General features: G+C 72.3%; 17 protein-coding genes. 12 read left to right on the top strand and 5 right to left on the bottom strand.

What is annotated here, in order from left to right; all coding sequences use genetic code 11:
* Positions 1–12: 12 nt before the first annotated feature.
* Positions 13–2,070 (top strand): ATP-dependent DNA helicase, encoded by a 2,058-nt coding sequence (locus IE95_RS0104980; RefSeq protein WP_051702752.1) that lies wholly within the window; start codon positions 13–15, stop codon positions 2,068–2,070.
* Positions 2,071–2,148: 78 nt separating this feature from the next.
* Positions 2,149–3,102: an L-lactate dehydrogenase gene (locus tag IE95_RS0104975; RefSeq protein WP_030150534.1), complete on the top strand. Its 954-nt coding sequence runs from the start codon at positions 2,149–2,151 to the stop codon at positions 3,100–3,102.
* Between the two features lie 109 nt (positions 3,103–3,211).
* On the opposite strand, the gene lexA is transcribed toward IE95_RS0104975, so the two are convergent.
* The gene (gene lexA, locus IE95_RS0104970) at positions 3,212–3,961 is read right to left on the bottom strand and encodes a transcriptional repressor LexA (RefSeq protein ID WP_030150533.1); all 750 of its coding nucleotides are present in this window, start codon (positions 3,959–3,961) and stop codon (positions 3,212–3,214) included.
* A 310-nt stretch (positions 3,962–4,271) separates the two neighbouring features.
* On the opposite strand from lexA, the gene IE95_RS19470 reads away from it, so the two are divergent.
* Positions 4,272–4,673 carry a LysM peptidoglycan-binding domain-containing protein gene (locus IE95_RS19470; RefSeq protein ID WP_164984119.1) on the top strand — a complete coding sequence of 134 codons (402 nt, stop codon included), beginning with the start codon at positions 4,272–4,274 and terminating at the stop codon, positions 4,671–4,673.
* Between the two features lie 339 nt (positions 4,674–5,012).
* Positions 5,013–5,543, top strand: a complete 531-nt coding sequence (gene nrdR, locus IE95_RS0104960) for a transcriptional regulator NrdR (protein ID WP_030150531.1) — start codon at positions 5,013–5,015, stop codon at positions 5,541–5,543.
* A gap of 47 nt (positions 5,544–5,590) precedes the next feature.
* On the opposite strand, the gene IE95_RS0104955 is transcribed toward nrdR, so the two are convergent.
* Positions 5,591–6,667: an aldo/keto reductase gene (locus IE95_RS0104955; RefSeq protein WP_030150530.1), complete on the bottom strand. Its 1,077-nt coding sequence runs from the start codon at positions 6,665–6,667 to the stop codon at positions 5,591–5,593.
* 112 nt (positions 6,668–6,779) lie between these two features.
* Here IE95_RS0104955 and IE95_RS0104950 point away from each other — a divergent pair, with 112 nt between their 5' ends.
* Positions 6,780–6,971 (top strand): DUF5302 domain-containing protein, encoded by a 192-nt coding sequence (locus IE95_RS0104950; protein WP_030150529.1) that lies wholly within the window; start codon positions 6,780–6,782, stop codon positions 6,969–6,971.
* Between the two features lie 101 nt (positions 6,972–7,072).
* On the opposite strand, the gene serA is transcribed toward IE95_RS0104950, so the two are convergent.
* Entirely contained in the window at positions 7,073–8,272 is a 1,200-nt protein-coding gene (serA, locus tag IE95_RS0104945; protein WP_030150528.1) for a phosphoglycerate dehydrogenase, read from the bottom strand.
* A 72-nt stretch (positions 8,273–8,344) separates the two neighbouring features.
* A complete protein-coding gene (locus IE95_RS0104940) occupies positions 8,345–10,579 on the bottom strand; it encodes a HelD family protein (RefSeq protein WP_030150527.1) in 2,235 nt (744 codons plus the stop codon).
* 316 nt (positions 10,580–10,895) lie between these two features.
* On the opposite strand from IE95_RS0104940, the gene IE95_RS0104935 reads away from it, so the two are divergent.
* The 5 genes from IE95_RS0104935 (at position 10,896) to IE95_RS0104915 (ending at position 16,193) form a co-directional block, all read left to right on the top strand.
* Positions 10,896–12,212, top strand: a complete 1,317-nt coding sequence (locus IE95_RS0104935) for a PP2C family protein-serine/threonine phosphatase (protein WP_338068412.1) — start codon at positions 10,896–10,898, stop codon at positions 12,210–12,212.
* A complete protein-coding gene (locus IE95_RS0104930) occupies positions 12,200–13,876 on the top strand; it encodes a sensor histidine kinase (RefSeq protein ID WP_240666229.1) in 1,677 nt (558 codons plus the stop codon). The genes IE95_RS0104935 and IE95_RS0104930 overlap by 13 nt, the downstream gene beginning before the upstream one ends.
* Positions 13,877–14,058: 182 nt before the next feature.
* Positions 14,059–14,499: a response regulator gene (locus IE95_RS0104925; RefSeq protein ID WP_030150524.1), complete on the top strand. Its 441-nt coding sequence runs from the start codon at positions 14,059–14,061 to the stop codon at positions 14,497–14,499.
* A 229-nt stretch (positions 14,500–14,728) separates the two neighbouring features.
* Entirely contained in the window at positions 14,729–15,676 is a 948-nt protein-coding gene (locus tag IE95_RS0104920) for a proteasome assembly chaperone family protein (RefSeq protein WP_030150523.1), read from the top strand.
* Positions 15,677–15,989: 313 nt separating this feature from the next.
* A complete protein-coding gene (locus IE95_RS0104915; RefSeq protein WP_030150522.1) occupies positions 15,990–16,193 on the top strand; it encodes a cold-shock protein in 204 nt (67 codons plus the stop codon).
* Between the two features lie 79 nt (positions 16,194–16,272).
* Here IE95_RS0104915 and IE95_RS0104910 read toward each other — a convergent pair whose 3' ends face one another.
* Positions 16,273–17,376, bottom strand: a complete 1,104-nt coding sequence (locus IE95_RS0104910) for a spermidine synthase (protein WP_084689835.1) — start codon at positions 17,374–17,376, stop codon at positions 16,273–16,275.
* 124 nt (positions 17,377–17,500) lie between these two features.
* Between IE95_RS0104910 and IE95_RS0104905 the strand changes: the two genes are divergently transcribed.
* Positions 17,501–17,947, top strand: a complete 447-nt coding sequence (locus IE95_RS0104905) for an SAV_6107 family HEPN domain-containing protein (RefSeq protein WP_030150520.1) — start codon at positions 17,501–17,503, stop codon at positions 17,945–17,947.
* A gap of 19 nt (positions 17,948–17,966) precedes the next feature.
* The gene (gene dinB, locus IE95_RS0104900) at positions 17,967–19,226 is read left to right on the top strand and encodes a DNA polymerase IV (protein ID WP_036571134.1); all 1,260 of its coding nucleotides are present in this window, start codon (positions 17,967–17,969) and stop codon (positions 19,224–19,226) included.
* Positions 19,227–19,244 lie beyond the last annotated feature (18 nt).

Here is a 19,244-nt window from a genome sequence, read left to right as displayed (position 1 = left end):
TAGACTTCCGGGGTGCCCGAGGAGACCACCACCACCCTGACCACGGGCCCCGCGACCCCTGACGTCGAGGAGCTGCTCGACCTCGCCGTCGGCGCCCTCGGAGGCGGACGCCGCGCCGGGCAGCACCAGATGGCCGTGAACGTCGCGCGGACGATCGACGGCTCGGGCGGCCCCGACCACCTGCTGGTCCAGGCCGGGACGGGCACCGGAAAGTCCCTCGGATACCTCGTGCCGGCGGTGCGGCACGCGGTGTGCGAGGACGAGCGAGTCATCGTCTCGACCGCGACCCTCGCCCTCCAGCGCCAGATCATCACGCGCGACCTGCCGCTCGTCGCCGAGGCCGTCGCCGACCGCCTGCCGCGCCCTCCGCGGATCGCGCTCCTCAAGGGCTGGCACAACTACCTGTGCCAGCACAAGATCGAGGGCGGCTACCCGGCCGACGAGCCCACGCTGTTCGACCTGCCCACGGGCGGCGAGCGTGCGGGCGTCGCCGAGCACCCTGCGCCCGGCGCGGCCTCGGGGGCCGCGGCCCTGGGGGAGCAGGTCGTGCGGCTGCGCGAGTGGGCCCAGGAGACCACGACAGGGGACCGGGACGACCTCGTGCCGGGCGTCTCCGACAAGGCCTGGCGGCAGGTCTCGGTCACGGCGCTCGAGTGCCTGGGCGCCAAGTGCCCCCTCATCGACGACTGCTTCCCCGACCAGGCGCGCACGAGCGCCCGGGAGGCCGACGTCGTCGTGACCAACCACGCGATGCTGGGCATCGCGGCGTCGGGCTCGCCCGGTGTGCTGCCCGAGCACGGCGTCGTGGTCGTCGACGAGGCGCACGAGCTCAGCGACCGCGTCACGGCCGCCGCGACCGCGGACCTCTCCGTGCCGATCATCGAGCACGCGGCGCGCCTCGCACGCCGCCACGGTGGAGTCCAGACGACGGACCTCGACCTCGCGACCGGCGCGTTCGGGACCGTCGTCGCGTCCCTGCCCGCGGAGCGATTCCCCGACGGCCTGCCCGACGACGCACGCTCAGCCGTGGCCGCCGTCCGCGACGCCGCGCGCACCGTGCTGAGCGCGCTCAAGCCCGACACCTCGGGCGGCCCGCAGGCACAGCCGGACACCGGCATGAAGATGGCCCAGGCGACCATGCTCCAGGTCTTCGAGATCGCCGAGCGCATGGCCCAGGACCCCACCGGTCATGACGTCCTGTGGTGCTCACGCGCGGGCGACGACGGCCGGTGGAGCGGGGACGGCGTGAGCAAGCTGCACGCCGCGCCGCTCGCGGTCGCGGGCCTCATCCGCACGCACCTCCTGACCGAGCGCACAGGCGTCTTCACCTCGGCGACGCTCGCCCTCGGTGGCACGTTCGACCCCGTGGCCCGGTCGCTGGGCCTCGACGACGACGGTGCCACCTGGACGGGCGTGGACGTCGGCAGCCCGTTCGACTACCCCCAGCAGGGCATCCTCTACATCGCCAAGCACCTGCCCCAGCCCGGCCGCGAGGCCGCGACGGACGGCCAGCTCGACGAGATCGCCGACCTCATCGCCGCGGCCGGGGGCCGGACCCTCGGGCTCTTCTCCTCACGGCGGGCGGCGCTCGCGGTCGCCGAGGCCATGCGTGAGCGCCTCGACGTCCCGATCCTGTGCCAGGGGGAGGACCAGCTGCCGACGCTCGTCAAGGAGTTCGCCGCGGACCCCGCGACGTGCCTGTTCGGCACGCTCTCGCTGTGGCAGGGCGTGGACGTCCCTGGTCCCAGCTGTCAGCTCGTCCTGATCGACCGGATCCCCTTCCCGCGTCCCGACGACCCCGTGAAGTCCGCCCGCGCCCGTGCGGTCGAGGCCGCGGGCGGCAACGGGTTCATGCAGGTCTCCGCGAACCATGCCGCGCTCCTGCTCGCGCAGGGCGCAGGACGCCTCATCCGCTCGACCGCCGACCGCGGGGTCGTCGCGGTCCTCGACCCGCGCCTCGCGACCGCCCGCTACGGCTCCTACCTCACGAAGTCGATGCCGGACTTCTGGACCACGACCGACCGCCGGGTCGTCCTCTCTGCGCTCGAGCGCCTGTCCGCCCTAGGCTGAGACCTGGCAGTCCACGCGACGGACGTCGTGACGCTCGTGCAGCGACCGACGACCGGCGCTCAACGTCCAGGAGGCACAGTGCCCGCCCGTACCACCAAGCTCGCGATCGTCGGCGCAGGTTCCGTCGGATCGACCCTCGCCTACGCGGCGCTCATGCGTGGGGCCGCTCACACCGTGAGCCTGCTCGACGTCAACAGGACCAAGGTCGAGGCCGAGGTCCTCGACCTGCAGCACGGCATCCAGTTCATGCCCATGGCCAAGGTCGAGGGCTCCGACGACGTCGCGGTGTGCGCCGACGCCGACGTCGTGGTCTTCACCGCAGGTGCCAAGCAGAAGCCCGGACAGACGCGCCTGGACCTCGCCGAGGCGACGATCTCGCTGGTGCGCACGATCCTGCCCGGGCTCGTCGAGGTCGCGCCCAACGCCGTCTACATCATGGTGACCAACCCGGTCGACGTGGTCACGTACGCGGCCCTCAAGTACTCGGGCCTGCCACCGAACCAGCTCTTCGGGAGCGGCACGGTCCTGGACTCGTCCCGGCTCCGCTTCCTCGTCGCGCAGCACTGCGGCGTCGCGGTGCAGAACGTGCACGCGTACATCGCGGGGGAGCACGGCGACAGCGAGATCCCGCTCTGGAGCTCGGCGACGATCAGCGGGGTCCCGCTGCTCGAGTGGCAGGGGCTCAAGGGCCGGGGCCCGCTCACGGCCGAGGTGCGCGAGGACATCGCGCACGAGGTCGTGCAGTCGGCCTACCGCATCATCGAGGGCAAGGGGGCGACGAACTATGCGGTCGCGCTCGCCGCGACGCGCATCATCGAGGCCGTCCTCGACGACGAGCACCGGGTCCTGCCGGTCTCCTCGCTGCTCGAGGACTTCCACGGGATCAGCGACGTGTGCCTCTCCGTCCCGTCGTTGCTCGATCGGCGAGGGTGCGGCGAGCGGATCGAGGTCCCCTTGTCCGACCACGAGCTCGCAGGGCTCCGGGCGTCCGCGGACTCGGTCCGGGCCGTGGCCAAGAGGTTCGGGCTGTAGCCCTCCCGCTGCCCACGAGGGCTGCGGGTGCGACGAAGGGGACGACCCACCGGGCCGTCCCCTTCGTCGTACCCGCGGTCGCCGCAGGACGGTCACCGTGCGGGTGGGCTCACAGGCTCCGCAGGACCGAGACGACGCGGCCCAGGATCTGGGCGTCGTCCCCCGAGATGGGCCGGTACGCCTCGTTGTGCGGCATGAGCCACACGTGCTTGTCGATGCGCTTGAACGTCTTGACGGTCGCCTCGCCGTCGATCATCGCCGCGACGATCTCCCCGTTCTCGGCGACCGGCTGCCGGCGCACCACGACCCAGTCCCCGTCGCAGATCGCGGCGTCGATCATCGAGTCGCCCGCCACGCGGAGCAGGAAGAGCTCGCCGTCACCCACGAGCTGCCGGGGGAGCGGGAACACGTCCTCGACCACCTGCTCGGCCAGGATGGGGCCACCGGCAGCGATGCGTCCCACGACGGGGACGTACGACGGCGTGGGACGCTCGGGGGAGTCCTCCGACGTGTCGATGCCCTCCACGCGCGGGAAAGCGCTCCCGGGGAGCGCGGTGATGGCGCGAGCGTCGTCGTGCTGGACGACCTCGATGGCGCGCGGACGGTTGGGGTCGCGACGCAGGTAGCCCTTGCGCTCGAGCGTCGTGAGCTGGTGCTTGACGCTCGAGGGGCTCGTCAGCCCCACGGCTTCGCCGATCTCGCGCATGCTCGGCGGATAGCCGCGCTGGTCGACCGACGCGCGGATCGTCTCGAGCACGAGGCGCTGACGTGGCGTGAGGCCGTCGCCGCCCGTCGTGCCGTCGGGCAGCTCGTGCACCTTCGCGAGCCTGCCCGTGGTGTCGGCCACCCGTCCCGCCATCGTCGTCTCCGCCCTGCTCGGCCGTCTCGGTCCCTGTCCTGCGAGCGGCGCCGTGAGCGGCACCGGCTCCTGAGCGTGGCCGACCGGGCTCTCGTCAGCCCGCGCGGGGAGGACCCGCGACGAGCGTCCGACATATCGGACGACCAGTACTCCCACAGCGTAGGTCACACGACGACACGAATCAAACACATGTTCGAGCATGTCTCGACATCCGCGCCCGACGGTGATAGAAATCGTACAGATGTTCGACGTACAGGTGTTCGAACCGACCGGGGAAGGCGGTTCGGGCGCCACGGGCGAAGGAGCGGGTATGAGTGCGATCACTGCGACGGGTGCTTCCGACGGATGGCGCATCGAGCGGTATGACGGACGGCGTGACGAGCGGCGCGGCGGCGCCCGGGTCGAGGCGCCGTTGAGGCTGACGACGCGGGGTCGCGTCGTCCTCGTGCTGCTCGTCGCGACGGTCGTCGCGCTCGGGGCCCTGTGGGGCGTGCGTGCGGTCGCGTCCGGACCGGGTGAGCCGGTCGAGGTGCGGATCCACGTCGTCGAGGCAGGGGAGACGCTGTGGCAGCATGCGTCCGCGGTGGCCTCCGGGGGGCGGGACGTCCGTGACGTCATGGCGGACCTCGCCGAGCTCAACAACCTGTCCTCGACGGGTCTGCAGGTCGGCCAGAAGCTCCTGCTCCCCGTCGACCCGGACTTCGGACGCTGACCCGTCAGGGCTTGCGCGAGAGCATTAGGTTCCCCTAAGTTAGTACTGCCTCACCAACCCGGCTGGGGGGTCGGTCGGTGAGGGGGAGACGCGCCACGCGCATCTCCGCAGTTGCGTCGACGTCAGCGAGGCGAGTCGCGGACGTGAGATGGGGACGGGGGCGTCCCGACGGAGGTGGCCGGTATCGGCCACCTCCGTTCTCATGTGCGAGGACCCATCGTGACCGTCCCGCCTGGCGGGGCGCCTTGCGCCCTGTCGAGGTCGAGACATAGGTTCAGGACGCAGCGTCCGCGGCGCCCGCCCTGGACCCTTCGCGCAGACCTACAGGAGTACCGCCTCATGCACTGTCCGTTCTGCCGGCACGCGGACTCACGGGTCGTCGACTCACGGACCTCCGACGATGGCGCGTCCATCCGTCGTCGTAGGCAGTGCCCGGCGTGCAACCGCCGCTTCACCACGATCGAGACGGCGAGCCTGTCGGTCGTCAAGCGCTCGGGCGTGACCGAGCCCTTCAGCAGGGAGAAGATCGTCACCGGTGTGCGCAAGGCGTGCCAAGGGCGCCCCGTGAACGAGGACGACCTCGCGGTGCTCGCTCAGAAGGTCGAGGAGTCGCTCCGGGCCGGGGGGAGCGCGGAGCTGGACGCCTACGAGATCGGGCTGGCGATCCTCGGTCCTCTCCGCGAGCTCGACGAGGTCGCCTACCTGCGTTTCGCGAGCGTCTACCAGGCCTTCGACTCGCTCGAGGACTTCGAGACGGCGATCAACTCGCTCCGCGCCGAGCGCGAGGAGCGTGCGGCGAGCTTCGGCGAGGCCGACGCTCGCACGGCGGACGACGAGCCGTCCGGCGACGTGGTGCCCGACCAGGTCTGAGCCGTCGGGCGCGACCGGTCGACGGCTCGGCGAGGTCGGCCGCTCGACTAGAGGTCGCTCGAACGTGCGGCCCAGATGTTGATACCCGTGTCGAGGGGCCGGCGGCTCCCGTCGGGCGCGGTCTCGGTCGTCACGGCGTCGATCGCCGCGAGCTCGTCGGTCGTGAACGGCGGCGCGTCGAGGGCTGCGAGGTTCTCGTCCACCTGAGCCGTTGTGCGTGCCCCCACGAGGACCGACGTGACGCGCGGGTCGCGCAGCGTCCAGGCGATCGCCGTCCGGGCGAGAGGCTCCCCCCGACCGCTCGCGACCTCCCGCAGCGCTCGGATCCTCGCGAGGTTCTCGGGGGCGAGGTGCTCAGGACGCAGCGAGATCGAGCGGGCAGCGCGCGAGTCCGGTGGCACCCCGTCGAGGTACCGGTCGGAGAGCATGCCCTGGGCAAGGGGCGAGAAGACGATCAGGCCGGTCCCCGAGTCGCCTGCGACGTCGAGCAGGCTGCGGGCCCCCGGGCCCGGCGCCTCGATCCACCGGTTCAGCATCGAGTACGACGGCTGGTGCAGGACGAGCGGCAGGCCGAGGTCGTCGGCGACCGCGAGGGCCTCGGTCGTGCGCTCGGCCGAGTACGACGAGATGGCCGCGTAGGTGGCCCTGCCCGAGGAGACGGCCGTCGCGAGCGCGCCGATCGTCTCGCGGAGCGGGGTCGTCGGGTCGAAGCGGTGGGAGTAGAAGACGTCCACGTGGTCGGTGCCGAGGCGGCGCAGCGACGCGTCGAGCGACGACAGCAGGTACTTGCGCGACCCGCCCTCACCGTACGGCCCGGGGCCCATGCGGTAGCCCGCCTTGGTCGAGACCAGGAGCTCGTCACGATGCCCTCGGAGGTCCGTCGCCAGGAGTCGCCCGAACGTGGCCTCCGCCGAACCCGCAGGCGGGCCGTAGTTGTTCGCGAGGTCGAAGTGCACGATCCCGCGCTCGTACGCGTGCAGGACCAGGTCGCGCTGCGCCGTGAACGGGCTCGACTCGCCGAAGTTCTGCCAGAGTCCGAGAGACAGCCGGGGGAGGACCAGGCCGGAACGTCCGGCGCGGGCGAACGGCATCCCGGAGCCCGGCTCCGGCGCTTTGTGCGACATGTCTCGACCGTACCCCGTCGTATTCGCTGGCGTTACCCCGCCGCGTGCGACAGGCTGGGGCACGGGAGCGCCCGACGGCGTACCTGTTCCACCGAGAGAAGGAGGCCCGCCGATGACGACGTCGAAGGACGAGACACCCGGGACCACGCCCAGCGAGGACGCCAAGGCGAAGTTCCGCGAGGCGTTGGACCGCAAGAACGCAGCGAGCCACCGCACCGCGGACGGAGGGTCGAACACCGGCTCGGTCCACGGGTCGGAGACCGTCGGACCCGTGCAGCGCACGTTCCGCCGCAAGTCCGGCTGAGTGTCGGCCGGGAACCAGGAGGTTCCCCCGCACCTGCACGACACGAGGAAGGGGACCAGCCCGACGGGCCGGTCCCCTTCCTCGTGCTCAGGCGGTCGAGATCAGGACAGCACGCGCAGCTTGACCGTCGCGTCCATGGCCTGCAGCTCTGCGACGGCAGCAGGCAGGAGCTCCGCACCGACGTCGGTCACCACGTAGCCGAGCTCGCCGCGCGTCGCGAGCATCTGGCCCTCGATGTTGGTCCCGTGCTCGGCCAGGACCGCGTTGACGGCCGCGAGCACGCCCGGCGTGTTGCGGTGCAGGTGGGCGATCCGGCTCACGCCGGTGCTCTGCTCGAGCGCGAGGTTCGGCATGTTGACGCTCAGGGTCGTCGACCCGGTCGCCAGGTAGTCGCGGAGCTTGCCGGCGACGAACTGGCCGATCGACTCCTGCGCCTCCTCGGTCGAGCCGCCGATGTGCGGGGTGAGGATGACGTTGGGCAGGCCACGCAGCTCCGACTCGAAGTGGTCGCCGCGCTTCTTGGGCTCCTCGGGGAACACGTCGATGGCAGCCCCCGCCAGGTGCCCGGAGAGGATCGCCTCGCGCAGGGCCACCGTGTCCACGACGAAGCCGCGCGAGAGGTTCAGCAGGATCGAGCCCTGGCGCATGCGCGAGAGCTGCTTCTCGCCGAACAGGCCCGCGTTGCCGCCGCGCCCGTCGACGTGGAGCGTGACGACGTCGGCCGTCTCGAGGAGCTCGTCGAGGCTGTCCATGCGGCGAGCGTTGCCCAGGGCGAGCTTCTCGGCCGTGTCGTAGAAGACGACCGACATCCCCAGGGCCTCGGCGACGACCGAGAGCTGCGTGCCGATGTTGCCGTAGCCGATGATGCCCAGCGTGCGACCGCGGACCTCGTGGGCGCCCTCGGCGGACTTGTCCCAGACACCGTCGTGCAGCGCACGGTCGCGCTCCGTCAGGCGTCGGGTCAGCGCGATGATCTCGGCGAGCGCGATCTCGACGACCGAGCGCGTGTTGGAGAACGGTGCGTTGAAGGTCGCGACGCCGTGGGAGGCCGCCGCCTTGAGGTCGATCTGGTTGGTCCCGATGCAGAACGCACCGATCGCGATCAGGTCCGGGGCGGACTCGATCACGCGGGCGGTGACGTTGGTCTTGGACCGGATCCCGAGGAGGTGCACACCCTCGAGGGCGTCGATCAGCTCGGACTCGTCCATGGCCCCGGTGCGCACGGTCACGTCGATACCGGCGGACTCGAGGATCGAGGTGGCGAGAGGGTGCAGGTTTTCAAGGAGGAGGGCACGTAGCACCCGTCTATGGTGCGCCGAGTTGCTGGAAGCGCCAAACGAGTCTTGTCCCTCGGACGACGTGATCCCCGCCGGTCAGTCGGCGAGACCTCGGGGGAGGGGCCGGGAGTGCACGACCACGAGCCGCTGCGTCGGGCGGGTCATCGCGACGTAGAGCTCGGACGCCCCGGAGGTCGCCGCGAGGACGTCGGCCGGCTCCAGGAGGACGACCGCGTCGAACTCGAGCCCCTTGGCCTGGGTCGGGCTCAGGACCGTGAGCGCCGCGCCCAGGGCACCCTCGACCTGGGCCCCGGGGCCGGTCAGGAGCGGGTCGACGGCGTGCGCACGGGTCAGGTGCTCGCGCACGCCGGCCACGCGCTCGGCCGGTGCGACGACCGCGACCCTGCCCGCGCCGTCGGGCCCGACGAACTCCGCGAGGGCCGACCGGACCCGGACCGTCACCTCGGCCAGCAGGTCCTCGCCGTCCGGGACCGGGGCCAGGACGAGCGCTCCCGGCACGTCGCGCGCCGAGGTGAGCGACGACGTCGGGAGGCGGTGGGCTGCGGCGAACCGCTGCGCGGTGTCCGCGATCTGCGTGGGCGTGCGGTAGTTGACCGTGAGCGTCGCCAGACGCCACGAGCTGCGCAGCAACGGGTCGAGCATGCTCGACCACGAGCGCGCCCCCGCGAGCGACGACGTCTGGGCGACGTCGCCGACGATCGTCATGGACCGCGTCGGGCAGCGGCGGACCAGGGCCCGCCACGCCATCGCGGACAGCTCCTGGGCCTCGTCGACCACGACGTGCGCGTAGGTCCACGTGCGGTCCTGCGCGGCACGCTCGGCCGTCGTCAGGCGAGAACCGCCACCGGCGAACCGGTCGGCGAGGACCTCGGCGCCCACGATCCCGCCGCCGGCACCGGACGACTCGAGGACCTGACGCGCGTAGTCCAGGCTGGCCGCCCGTTCCGCGGCCTCGGCCTTGGCCTGGGCGCGCGCGGCCTGGTCGTCCTCGCCCAGGAGCTCGGCGGCCTCGTCCAGTAGCGGGACGTCCGCAGGGGTCCACGGCGAGCCCTTGGGGCGCACGAGCGCGGCACGGTCCGCGCTCGACATGTCGGGGGCGGCCTCCGCGAGCCGGTGCGGCTTGACGAACAGGTCCTCGATCAGCCTCTCGGGAGTCAGCGGCATCCACGCGAGGTTGAGCGCGATCCGGATCTCGCGCTGGTGCCGCAGGTCGTCGATCACCTCTGCCCGCTCCTCGGGGGCGACCGGGCCGCCGAGCTGCGCCACGTACTGGTCGGCGAGGCGGCCCAGCATCTCCCGGACGAAGGGGACCCGGGCGAGGTTGTGCGGCTTGTGCGTGCGGTGGGCCTTGGCGATCGCCTCGCGCACGTCCGAGCGCCGGATCACGAGGTCGTGCCCGTCGATGCGCAGGTGCTGGTCCTCGGCAGGCACCCGCTGGCGCGCACGCACCGCCCGCTGGACGGTCCGGGTCCAGGACGAGCGACCCTTGATGCGCGCCACCTCGGGCGCCTCCTCGCCGTCCGCGACGAGGCCGGGCAGCAGCTCGGCGACCGTCGTGCTCACGACGCCCGTCTCCCCGAGCGAGGGCAGGACCTGGTCGATGTAGTGCAGGAAGGACAGGCTCGGACCGACGAGCAGCACGCCCGAACGCTCGAGCAGGCGCCGGTGCGCGTACAGCAGGTAGGCGGCACGGTGCAGCGCGACGGCGGTCTTGCCCGTGCCCGGCCCGCCCTGCACCACGAGCGCCCCGGTGAGCTCGGAGCGGATGATCGCGTCCTGCTCGGCCTGGATCGTCGCGACGATGTCGCCCATGCGGCTCGTGCGGCCTGCCGCCATCGCCGCGAGCAGGGCCCCTTCGCCCGACAGCGACGACTCGGCGACGGCCCCCGAGGTGAGGTCGAGGACCTCGTCCTCGACACCCGTGACCGAACGACCCTGGGTCACCAGGTGACGGCGGCGCCGCACCCCGTCCGGGTGCGCCGCGGTCGCGCGGTAGAACGACTGCGCCGCCGGAGCACGCCAGTCGGTGAGGATCGACGTGTGCTCCTCGTCCGACAGCCCGATGCGCCCGACGTAGCGGGTCGCGCCGTCCTCCAGGTCGAGGCGGCCGAACGCGAGCCGGTCCTCGACCGCCTCGAGCTGGGCCAGCCGGTCCTCGTAGAGGGTCGCGAAGGCGTCGCGCTCGCTGCGGTTCTGGGGAGACCCGGAGGGGCCGGACCGGCGCACCCCCGCGAGTCGCGACCGGGTCGAGGCCCGCAGCTCGTCGAGACGCGCGTAGAGCGTGTCGACGACCTCCTGCTCGACGCCGATCTCGTGCTGGCGGTTCGACGTCGGGACGTCCCCCGGCCGGACCTTCTCGCCCGTGGTCGACGTCCCGCTCGTCCGGTCGCTCGTCTCGCGCACGCTGTTCCGTCCTGTCGTCTGGTCCCTCGCGGTCCGCTCGCGCACCCCGCGACGCAGCCGTCCATTATTGCCGATCCTGCACATGCCGGGCGCCACCTGCCGCGGGCGTGGACGCGCGCTGCGGGCGGTGCGGGGACCGCCCTGTGCGGGCCAGGTCCCCCAGCACGAGACGCCCTCTTCCTCTACGATCGGGAACCATGGCGACTGACCGGAGGCGCGCGTCGTGGTGACTGAGCCCTTGTCGCCCTCGTCGCCCCGCCCGGAGAACGAGACTCCCGGCGTCCTGTCCCCGGAGGACCTCCTGCGCGTCCTGCTGGTCGAGGACGACGACGGAGACGCGGTCCTCGTGGAGGAGCTCCTCGACGACGCACGGGTCAAGGTCGAGCTGCACCGGGCGAGGAGCCTCGACGTCGCCCTCGAGATGCTGCGGCTGCACGACGTGCACTGCGTGCTGCTCGACCTCGGCCTCCCGGACGCCGTGGGACTGAGCGCGGTCGAGAGACTCCAGTCCCGGCAGGACCCGCCCGCGCTGGTCGTGCTCACCGGGCACACCGGCATCGACCTCGGGGTCCAGGCGGTGGCCGCGGGCGCCGACGACTACCTCGTCAAGGGCGAGGTCGACGGAGACCTCCTGGGACGCTCGGTCCGCTACTCCGTGCAGCGTCGCCGCTCCAAGGAGCAGCAGCGCGCCCTGTACCGCAGCGAGGTGCGCGCGGCCGAGACCGCCCGGCTCGAGCACGCACTGCTGCCCAAGCCGCTCGTGACGGACGAGACGATCGCCGTGATGGTGGGCTACATCCCCGGCGGCAACGGTCTGCTGGGCGGGGACTTCTACGACGCCGTCGAGCGACCCGACGGCAGCGTCCTGTGCCTGATCGGCGACGTGGCCGGGCACGGCCCGGACGAGGCGGCGCTCGGCGCGACCCTGCGCACCGCGTGGCGCACCCTCGTCCTGTCGGACGTCGAGCCGGCCGAGATCCTGCCCCTCGTCGAACGGGTCCTGGTCCCCGAGCGTGCCCGGCCCGAGGTCTTCGTGACCCTCTGCCAGGTCGTCATCGCCCCGGACCGGGCGAACGTCGATCTCTACCTCGCGGGCCACATGCCCCCGCTGCTCCTGAGGGGCTCGTGCACCGAGCTCCCGACGACCTCACGTGGTCGGGCGCTGGGCATCCCGGTCACGGGCGGCTGGCGGCCCGAGCGCGTGCCGCTCGACCCGCCTTGGGCGCTCATGCTCTACACCGACGGGCTGATCGAGGCGACGCTCGCCGAGACCCCCCCGACCGACGCGCCGCCCCTCGGCGGGACGCCCGGCCGGCGCGAACGCCTCGGCGTCCAGGGGCTGGTCGCGGCAGTCGACACCGAGCTGGCCCACGGTGGGGAGGGACTCGTCGAGAGGCTCTTCCGTCGCGTGCGCACCCTGCACGGCGGCCCCCTCGCGGACGACGCCGCGGTGCTCGTGATCGGGTGGGGCGGCCCGGACCAGGACACCCGGGGAGAACGGACCGCGACGCTCGCCGACTCGGACGGGTGGTCGCAGTGACGGGGCCGTCCCCGGACGGTGCGCCGCCCTCCGGTCAGGACGACGAGCCGCAGGACGTCGAGGCTCCCGAGGCTCCTGACGCACCACCGCCCGGACCGTCGCTGCGGCGACGGCTCGGCGGCCTGCTGGTCCTCGCCGCCACGATCCTCCTCGTGGTGGTCTGCGTCTCCGTGGTCGCTCTCGTCAACGTGGTGCGCTACCAGGACGAGGTCACCAACCCCTACTTCACGGCCGTCACGCAGGCCGACAGCGCGTACGTGACCCTGGTCGACGCCGAGTCGTCGGTGCGCGGCTACCTGGCCACCGGGAGCCCCCTGAACCTCGAGGCGTTCGACCGGTCGTTCGCGAACGAACAGGGCAGCGCGATCCACGACGACGCCACCGCCGAGCTCATCACCACGTCGTCACCGGTCGCCACGGCGCTCGACGACGCGACGCGCGCCGTCCACGCGTGGTCGGTCCTCTATGCGCAGCCCGCGGTCGAGAAGGTACGGCAGGGCGGCCCGGACGCCGTGACGACGGACGACCGGCTCGAGGGTGCCCGGCTCTTCGCCGAGGCCCGGACGGCGACGGGCGAGTACATCGCCGTGCTCCGTGACGTCCGGGCGGAGAAGGTCCGCTCGCTCGAGCTGTGGACACAGGTGCTGTTCGGCTCGGTCGTCGTCCTCGTGGTCGCGGCAGTCCTCGTCGGCGGCTTCCTCTGGAACGTGCTCAAGCGCTGGATCACGGATCCGGTGACCACGCTCGCCCACCAGGTGCGGGTCGTCAGCGACGGGAACCTCCGCCAGCCGGTCGCGGTCAGCGCCCCGGGGGAGATCGGGGCGCTCGCGGTCGACGTCGAGCACATGCGCCGAGAGCTCGTGAGCCAGGTCGCGGAGATCCGGACGTCGCACGAGGAGGTCGAGCACTCGCACGAGCTCCTCGCGGCGCAGGCGCAGGAGCTCGCACGCTCGAACCGGGACCTGGAGCAGTTCGCCTACGTGGCGTCCCACGACCTGCAGGAGCCGCTGCGGAAGGTCGCGTCGTTCACCCAGCTCTTGCAGAAGCGCTACGGCGGACAGCTCGACGACCGTGCCGACCAGTACATCGATTTCGCCGTGGACGGCGCGAAGCGGATGCAGCGCCTCATCCAGGACCTGCTGGGATTCTCGCGCGTGGGGCGTACCGGCAACGAGAGGGGGCCGGTGGACCTCGAGAAGGCCTTCGGGGTGGCGCTCAGCGACCTCGAGGAGAAGATCTCGACGACGGGCACGACCGTGACGCACGACCCCCTGCCCACGGTGCGCGGGGAGAGGGGGCTGCTCGAGCAGCTCTTCGTCAACCTCGTCGGGAACGCCGTCAAGTTCCGGGACCCTGACCGCCCGCCCGTGGTGCACGTCGGGGTCCGCTCGCTCGACGGCGGCTGGGAGTTCGCCGTCTCCGACAACGGGATCGGGATCGACGCCCAGTACGCGGAGCGGGTCTTCGTGATCTTCCAGCGGTTGCACCCCAAGGACGTCTACGAGGGGACCGGGATCGGGCTCGCGCTGTGCAAGCGGATCGTCGAGTACCACGGGGGCAGGATCTGGATCGAACCGACCGCCGGTGGCGGTACGACCGTACGGTTCACGATCGCGCACCAGTACGACCCGGTCGGGAGCGCGCCGACGCCGTCGGCCCGGTGAGGCGCGCCGGCTCTCGCGGCGCTGCGCACCGGGAACCACCCGGGCCGACGTCCGGGTGTCCCGGAGCCTTGATCGGCTCTCACGGCGCGCGCAGCCGCGCCCGGCCTGTCCACGTCGACTAGGCTCGCGGCGTGGCTCCGGAGGACCGGGGCCCGACGACGAGGAACGGCGTGGTGGACGAGATGAGCAACGGGCACAAGGTGATCGACGTCCTGCTGGTCGAGGACGACCCCGGTGACGTGCTCATGACGCGTGAGGCCTTCGAGGACCACAAGGTCACCAACCGCCTCTCGGTGGTCAGCGACGGCGTCAGCGCGATGGCCTTCCTGCGCAAGGAGGGCGAGTACGCCGACGCCCCGACGCCCGACCTGATCCTGCTCGACCTGAACCTGCCCCGCATGGACGGTCGGGAGGTGCTGGGCGAGCTCAAGTCCGACCCGGCGCTGCGCCAGATCCCCGTGGTCGTGCTGACGACCTCGGAGGCCGAGGAGGACGTCGTGCGGTCGTACTCGCTGCACGCGAACGCCTACGTGACCAAGCCGGTCGACTTCGACCGGTTCATCGACGTGGTGCGTCAGATCGACGACTTCTTCGTCACGGTCGTCAGGCTGCCCGCCCGCTGAGACACCCGCGGGCCTGCGGGCCCGCCGCGGCCCGGCCCGTGAGCGTGGCCGGGACTGCGCGCGCGGCCCGGCCCTGCGCGCTCGTCGGGCGGGGACGACCCGGCCCGCCCTCCGGGCGGGAAGCATCGGGCGCTCCTCGGTGTTGTCGTGATCGAACCGCCCGAGAACCGTGCCGGCACCGCCCGGCCGCCGACCTGGGCGGACGAGGACGACGACGGAGGAGCATCTGGTGCTGGACCCACGAGAGATCTACGAGGTGGACGAGGCCGCTGTGGCGCGCGTCCTGCCGGCGGCGACGGGGACGCAGGGAGAGGCTGCCGTCCGTGCGACGGGCCCGGTCATGCTGCACTCGGTGCGCGGGTTCGTGGACGCGGGGACGGCGGGCGAGCTCGCGGTCGAGCACCTGCTCGAGGAGTTCGAGGTCACGCGGCTGGTCACGTTCGACGTGGACCAGCTCCTGGACTACCGCTCGAAGCGTGTGACGATGGTGTTCGACGCGGACCGGTGGGCGTCGTACGACGAGCCGTTCCTCGCGATCGACCACGTGCGCGACGCCGAGGGCACGGGCTTCCTGCTCCTGCACGGCATGGAGCCGGACCTGCAGTGGGAGCGGGTGATCGCCGCGCTGCGCGAGCTCGTGAGCCGTTTCGACGTGTCCCTCGTCGTGGGCTTCCACGGCATCCCCATGGGCATCCCGCACACGCGCCCGCTGTCGGTGACGGCGCACGCGACACGGCGCGCGCTGATCGAGGACCACACGTCGTGGTTCGGCACGGTCAAGGTCCCGGGCTCGCTGGCGTCGTTGCTCGAGCTGCGCCTGGGGGAGTCGGGGTACGACGCGATGGGCTTCACGGTGCACGTGCCGCACTACCTGGCACAGTCCCCGTTCCCGCCCGCCGCCGTGGTGGCGCTCGAGAACGTCCAGCGTTCGACGGGGCTGGACCTGCGGGTCGCGGCGCTCGCGGCGGGGGCCCAGGAGGCCGTGGCCGAGGTCGAGCGTCAGATGGCGGAGTCGGAGGAGGTCGCTGCGGTCGTGCGTGCGCTCGAGGAGCAGTACGACGCGTTCGCCCGCTCGGTGGGTCGCACGAGCCTGCTCGCGGAGTCGGCGCCCATTCCGACTGCTGACGAGCTCGGGGCCGAGTTCGAACGCTTCCTTGCCCAGCAGACGGGGGAGTGACGACCGCTCGCGGAGGTTCTGCGGAGGTTGTGCGGACGAATCACGGTATTTCCTCGGCGCCTGACGTGGCGAACTTCACCTTCACCGTGCAAAACTAAGTCTCGTTGCAGTGACGTGCTCGAGACATGCCTTCGCGTGAACCGGTATCGGCGCAGCAGGATCCCGGTCCGCCGAGGTCGTGCCAGTCCAACCGGCGGTCGCCACGACCGGACCTCGCGGAGCGCGTCGCGGGTCCGCGTGGCTGCGGCTCGATGAACGGGCGAAGGGTCCGTTCGCGGATGTCCCCGCATGGACAGAAGGTACGAGGAACAGCATGGCGCAGGGTTCTGTGAAGTGGTTCAACGCTGAGAAGGGCTACGGGTTCATCGCCCAGGACGGCGGCGGCGCCGACGTCTTCGTCCACTACTCCGCGATCGAGGCCCAGGGCTACCGGTCGCTCGAAGAGGCTCAGCGGGTCGAGTTCGAGATCACCCAGGGTCCCAAGGGCCCGCAGGCGGAGAACGTCCGCCCGCTCTGATCTCCCTGATCGTGTGCCGACTCTCGCGGGTCGGTGACGGAGGCCGCACCCCGGCACGGGGTGCGGCCTCCGTGCTGCGTCAGCCCTTCCCCTGCCCGACGGCGTCGCGCCCCTGCGTCGCCGGCGCACCCGGGCGCGTGGCGTCGTCGGGCGGCGCGGACGGGACGGGACCGGCCGGCGGGACGGGCGCCGGAGGGTCCTCGAGCGGCGCCGCGGCGCCGGCGAACCGGCGTACCTCCTCGCCCGTGAGCAGCGTGGCCGGGACCGGCAGGCTCCTCAGCGCGCGTGCGAGCGCCGCGTCGCGCAGGTCGAGCCCGGTCGGTGCCGGGTCGTCGGACGGGCCGGTCGAGACCGTGCTCGACGGGCGGACCGCGACCAGGACCAGGTTCCCGTAGCGGCGTCCCTTGAGCTGTCCTGGCTCGGCGATCAGCCCCACGTCGTCCCAGACGCCCCGGTCGGTGGCGCCGTTCGCGACGAGGGCCGAGACCGCCGTCGCTACCTCGGCCCGCACGAGCGCGAGCGGTGGGCGGTCGGCGCAGTTCGCGAGGTAGACGCCACCGGGGCGCAGCACGCGCAGGACCTCGTGCACGAAGCCGACCGTCGTGACGTGCTCCGGGGTGGTGTCGCCCGCGAAGACGTCGCGCACGACGACGTCGGCGCTCGCATCGGGCAGGGTCGCGAGCTCCGCGCGAGCGTCGCCCGCCCGCAGCCGCAGGCGCGGCGCGCGCGGGAGGGCGAACCACTCGCGCACGCGCGCGACGAGGTCGGCGTCGAGGTCGACCGCGACCTGCCGGGAGTCGGGGCGCTCGTGCTCGACGTACCGGGCGAACGCGCACCCGGCGGCGCCCAGGTGCACGACCCGCAGCGGCCCGGAGGGCAGCGCGGCCACGACCGCGGCCATCTGCTGCATGTACTCGAACGTGAGCAGTCCCGGGTCGGCGAGGTCCAGGTGCGAGCTCGGCACCCCGTTGACGAGGAGGGTGACGCCCGTGCTGCCGTCGGGGTCCGGCACCAGCCGGGCGGTGCCGGTCGAGGTGCGTACCTCCTCGGTGGGCAGGTCGCGGGTCGTCCCGGGGGGCCGGGCACCCGCTCGGCCGCGCCGTGACGGCGGGACGGACTCTGTGGGTGGTGAGGTGGATGCTGAGGAACGGCGGGACGAGCGCCCGGTGGTCTTGCGGCCCATGGGGTCAACCGTAGGTGGTCCGTGACCGAGGGGTCGTGCCGTGCCGTCCGTGACGGCGCGGGCGATCGCCCTCGGGATTGACAGGATCGAACAGGTGTTCGATAGTTGGCATGGAGGTGTTCCGATGACCACGCAGCACAGTGCGCTCCCTGGGGCGGGGTTCGTGGCCCCCGAGGTCGTGCGTCTCCTGGCCCGTGCCGACGCCGAGCTCGTCGCCGCCGGGCTCACCGCCGACCCGGCCGAACGGTTCGTGCACTCGCACCTGGGCGCGCTGCGTTCCGCGGCCGCCGTCGTCGCTCTCCGAGGCAGGCCGTCCCCGCGATCGCGCGCCCGGTCCGTCTGGGACATGCTCGCGCTCGTCGAGCCGGGGCTGTCCGCCTGGTCGGTCTACTTCGCCGGCGGTGCGCGGATCCGGGCGGCCGTCGACGCCGGGCGCTTCGACGCGGTCGAGGCGCGGCAGGCCGACGAGATCATGGCCTGTGCCGAGGACTTCCGCGACGAGGTCGCCATGCTGATCGACCCCGGGGTCGGTTTCGTGCGCCACCCCTCGCTGCGGGTCGCGGCCTCATGAGCTCCTGGTGGGGTGCGCGGTGAGCCGGGGCCCGCGGGCCGTTCTCGCCCGCCGCGACTGGGGGCACGACGAGTCGGGCTGCTCGATCATGCACGTGGACATGGATGCGTTCTTCGCCTCGGTCGAGCTGACGCGGAGACCGGAGCTCGTGGGGCGTCCCGTCATCGTCGGCGGAGCCGAGCGCAGCGTCGTCCTCGCCGCGACGTACGAGGCCCGCTCGTTCGGCGTGCACTCGGCCATGCCCATGGCGCTCGCCCGCAGGCTGTGCCCCCAGGCCGTCGTCGTGCCACCCGACCACCGTGCCTACCAGGACGCCTCGCGGGCGGTCATGGAGATCGTCCGCGAGATCACGGCGCTGGTCGAGCAGATCAGCATCGACGAGGCGTTCCTGGACGTGAGCGGTGCCCGGCGCCGGCTCGGAGCGCCCACGCTCATCGCCCGGGACCTGCGAGCGCGGGTCCGGGAAGAGGTCGGCATCACCTGCTCGGTGGGGATCGCATCGACCAAGTTCGTGGCCAAGCTCGCGTCGACGCACGCCAAGCCGGACGGCGTCCTCCTGGTCCCGGCCGCCTCGACCGTGCCGTTCCTGCGCACGTTGCCCGCCGGTGCCCTGTGGGGAGTCGGGGAGCGGACGGAGAAGACCCTCGCCGGGTGGGGGATCACGACCGTCGCGGAGCTTGCGGACACGGACGTCGCGACGCTGCAGGCTGCGGTCGGCAAGGCGGCCGGTGCGCACCTGCACGACCTCGCCTGGGGTCGGGACCCCCGGCCCGTCGAACCGGGTCGCACCGAGCAGAGCATCGGCGCCGAGACGACCTTCGCGCAGGACCTCTACGACTTCGCGATCATCGGATCGGCTCTGCTGGGGCTCGCGGACCGGTGCGCCACGCGTCTGCGCAGCCAGGGGTTCGTGGCACGAACCGTCTCGGTCAAGGTCAGGACGTCGGACTTCCGGACCCTGACGCGTTCGCGGACGCTCTCTTCGCCCACCGATGTCGCTCAGGAGATCCACGCGGTGGCGCTCGAGCTCTCCCGCGGGGTCGACCGACGAGGCCTGCCCGTCCGTCTCGTGGGGGTGCGCGCGGAGAACCTGGAGCGTCGGGGGGCCTCCGTCGAGCAGCCGACCCTCGAGGAATCGGTCCAGGAGGAGTCCGGTGCTCGACGTGAGGCAGAGAGGGCCCTCGATCGGATCCGCGACCGTTTTGGGGTGAATTCGATCGGGCCGGCGTCCACCCGTCGGCGCTCGACTACCACGCGGGCAGATGTCGAACTATCCTGAGGGAGACACATATCAACC

This window comes from Oerskovia turbata, from assembly GCF_000718325.1.
Taxonomy (GTDB): domain Bacteria; phylum Actinomycetota; class Actinomycetes; order Actinomycetales; family Cellulomonadaceae; genus Oerskovia; species Oerskovia turbata.
Note: the sequence above shows the minus strand (reverse complement) of the source record. Positions and strands in the feature narration are given on the sequence as shown.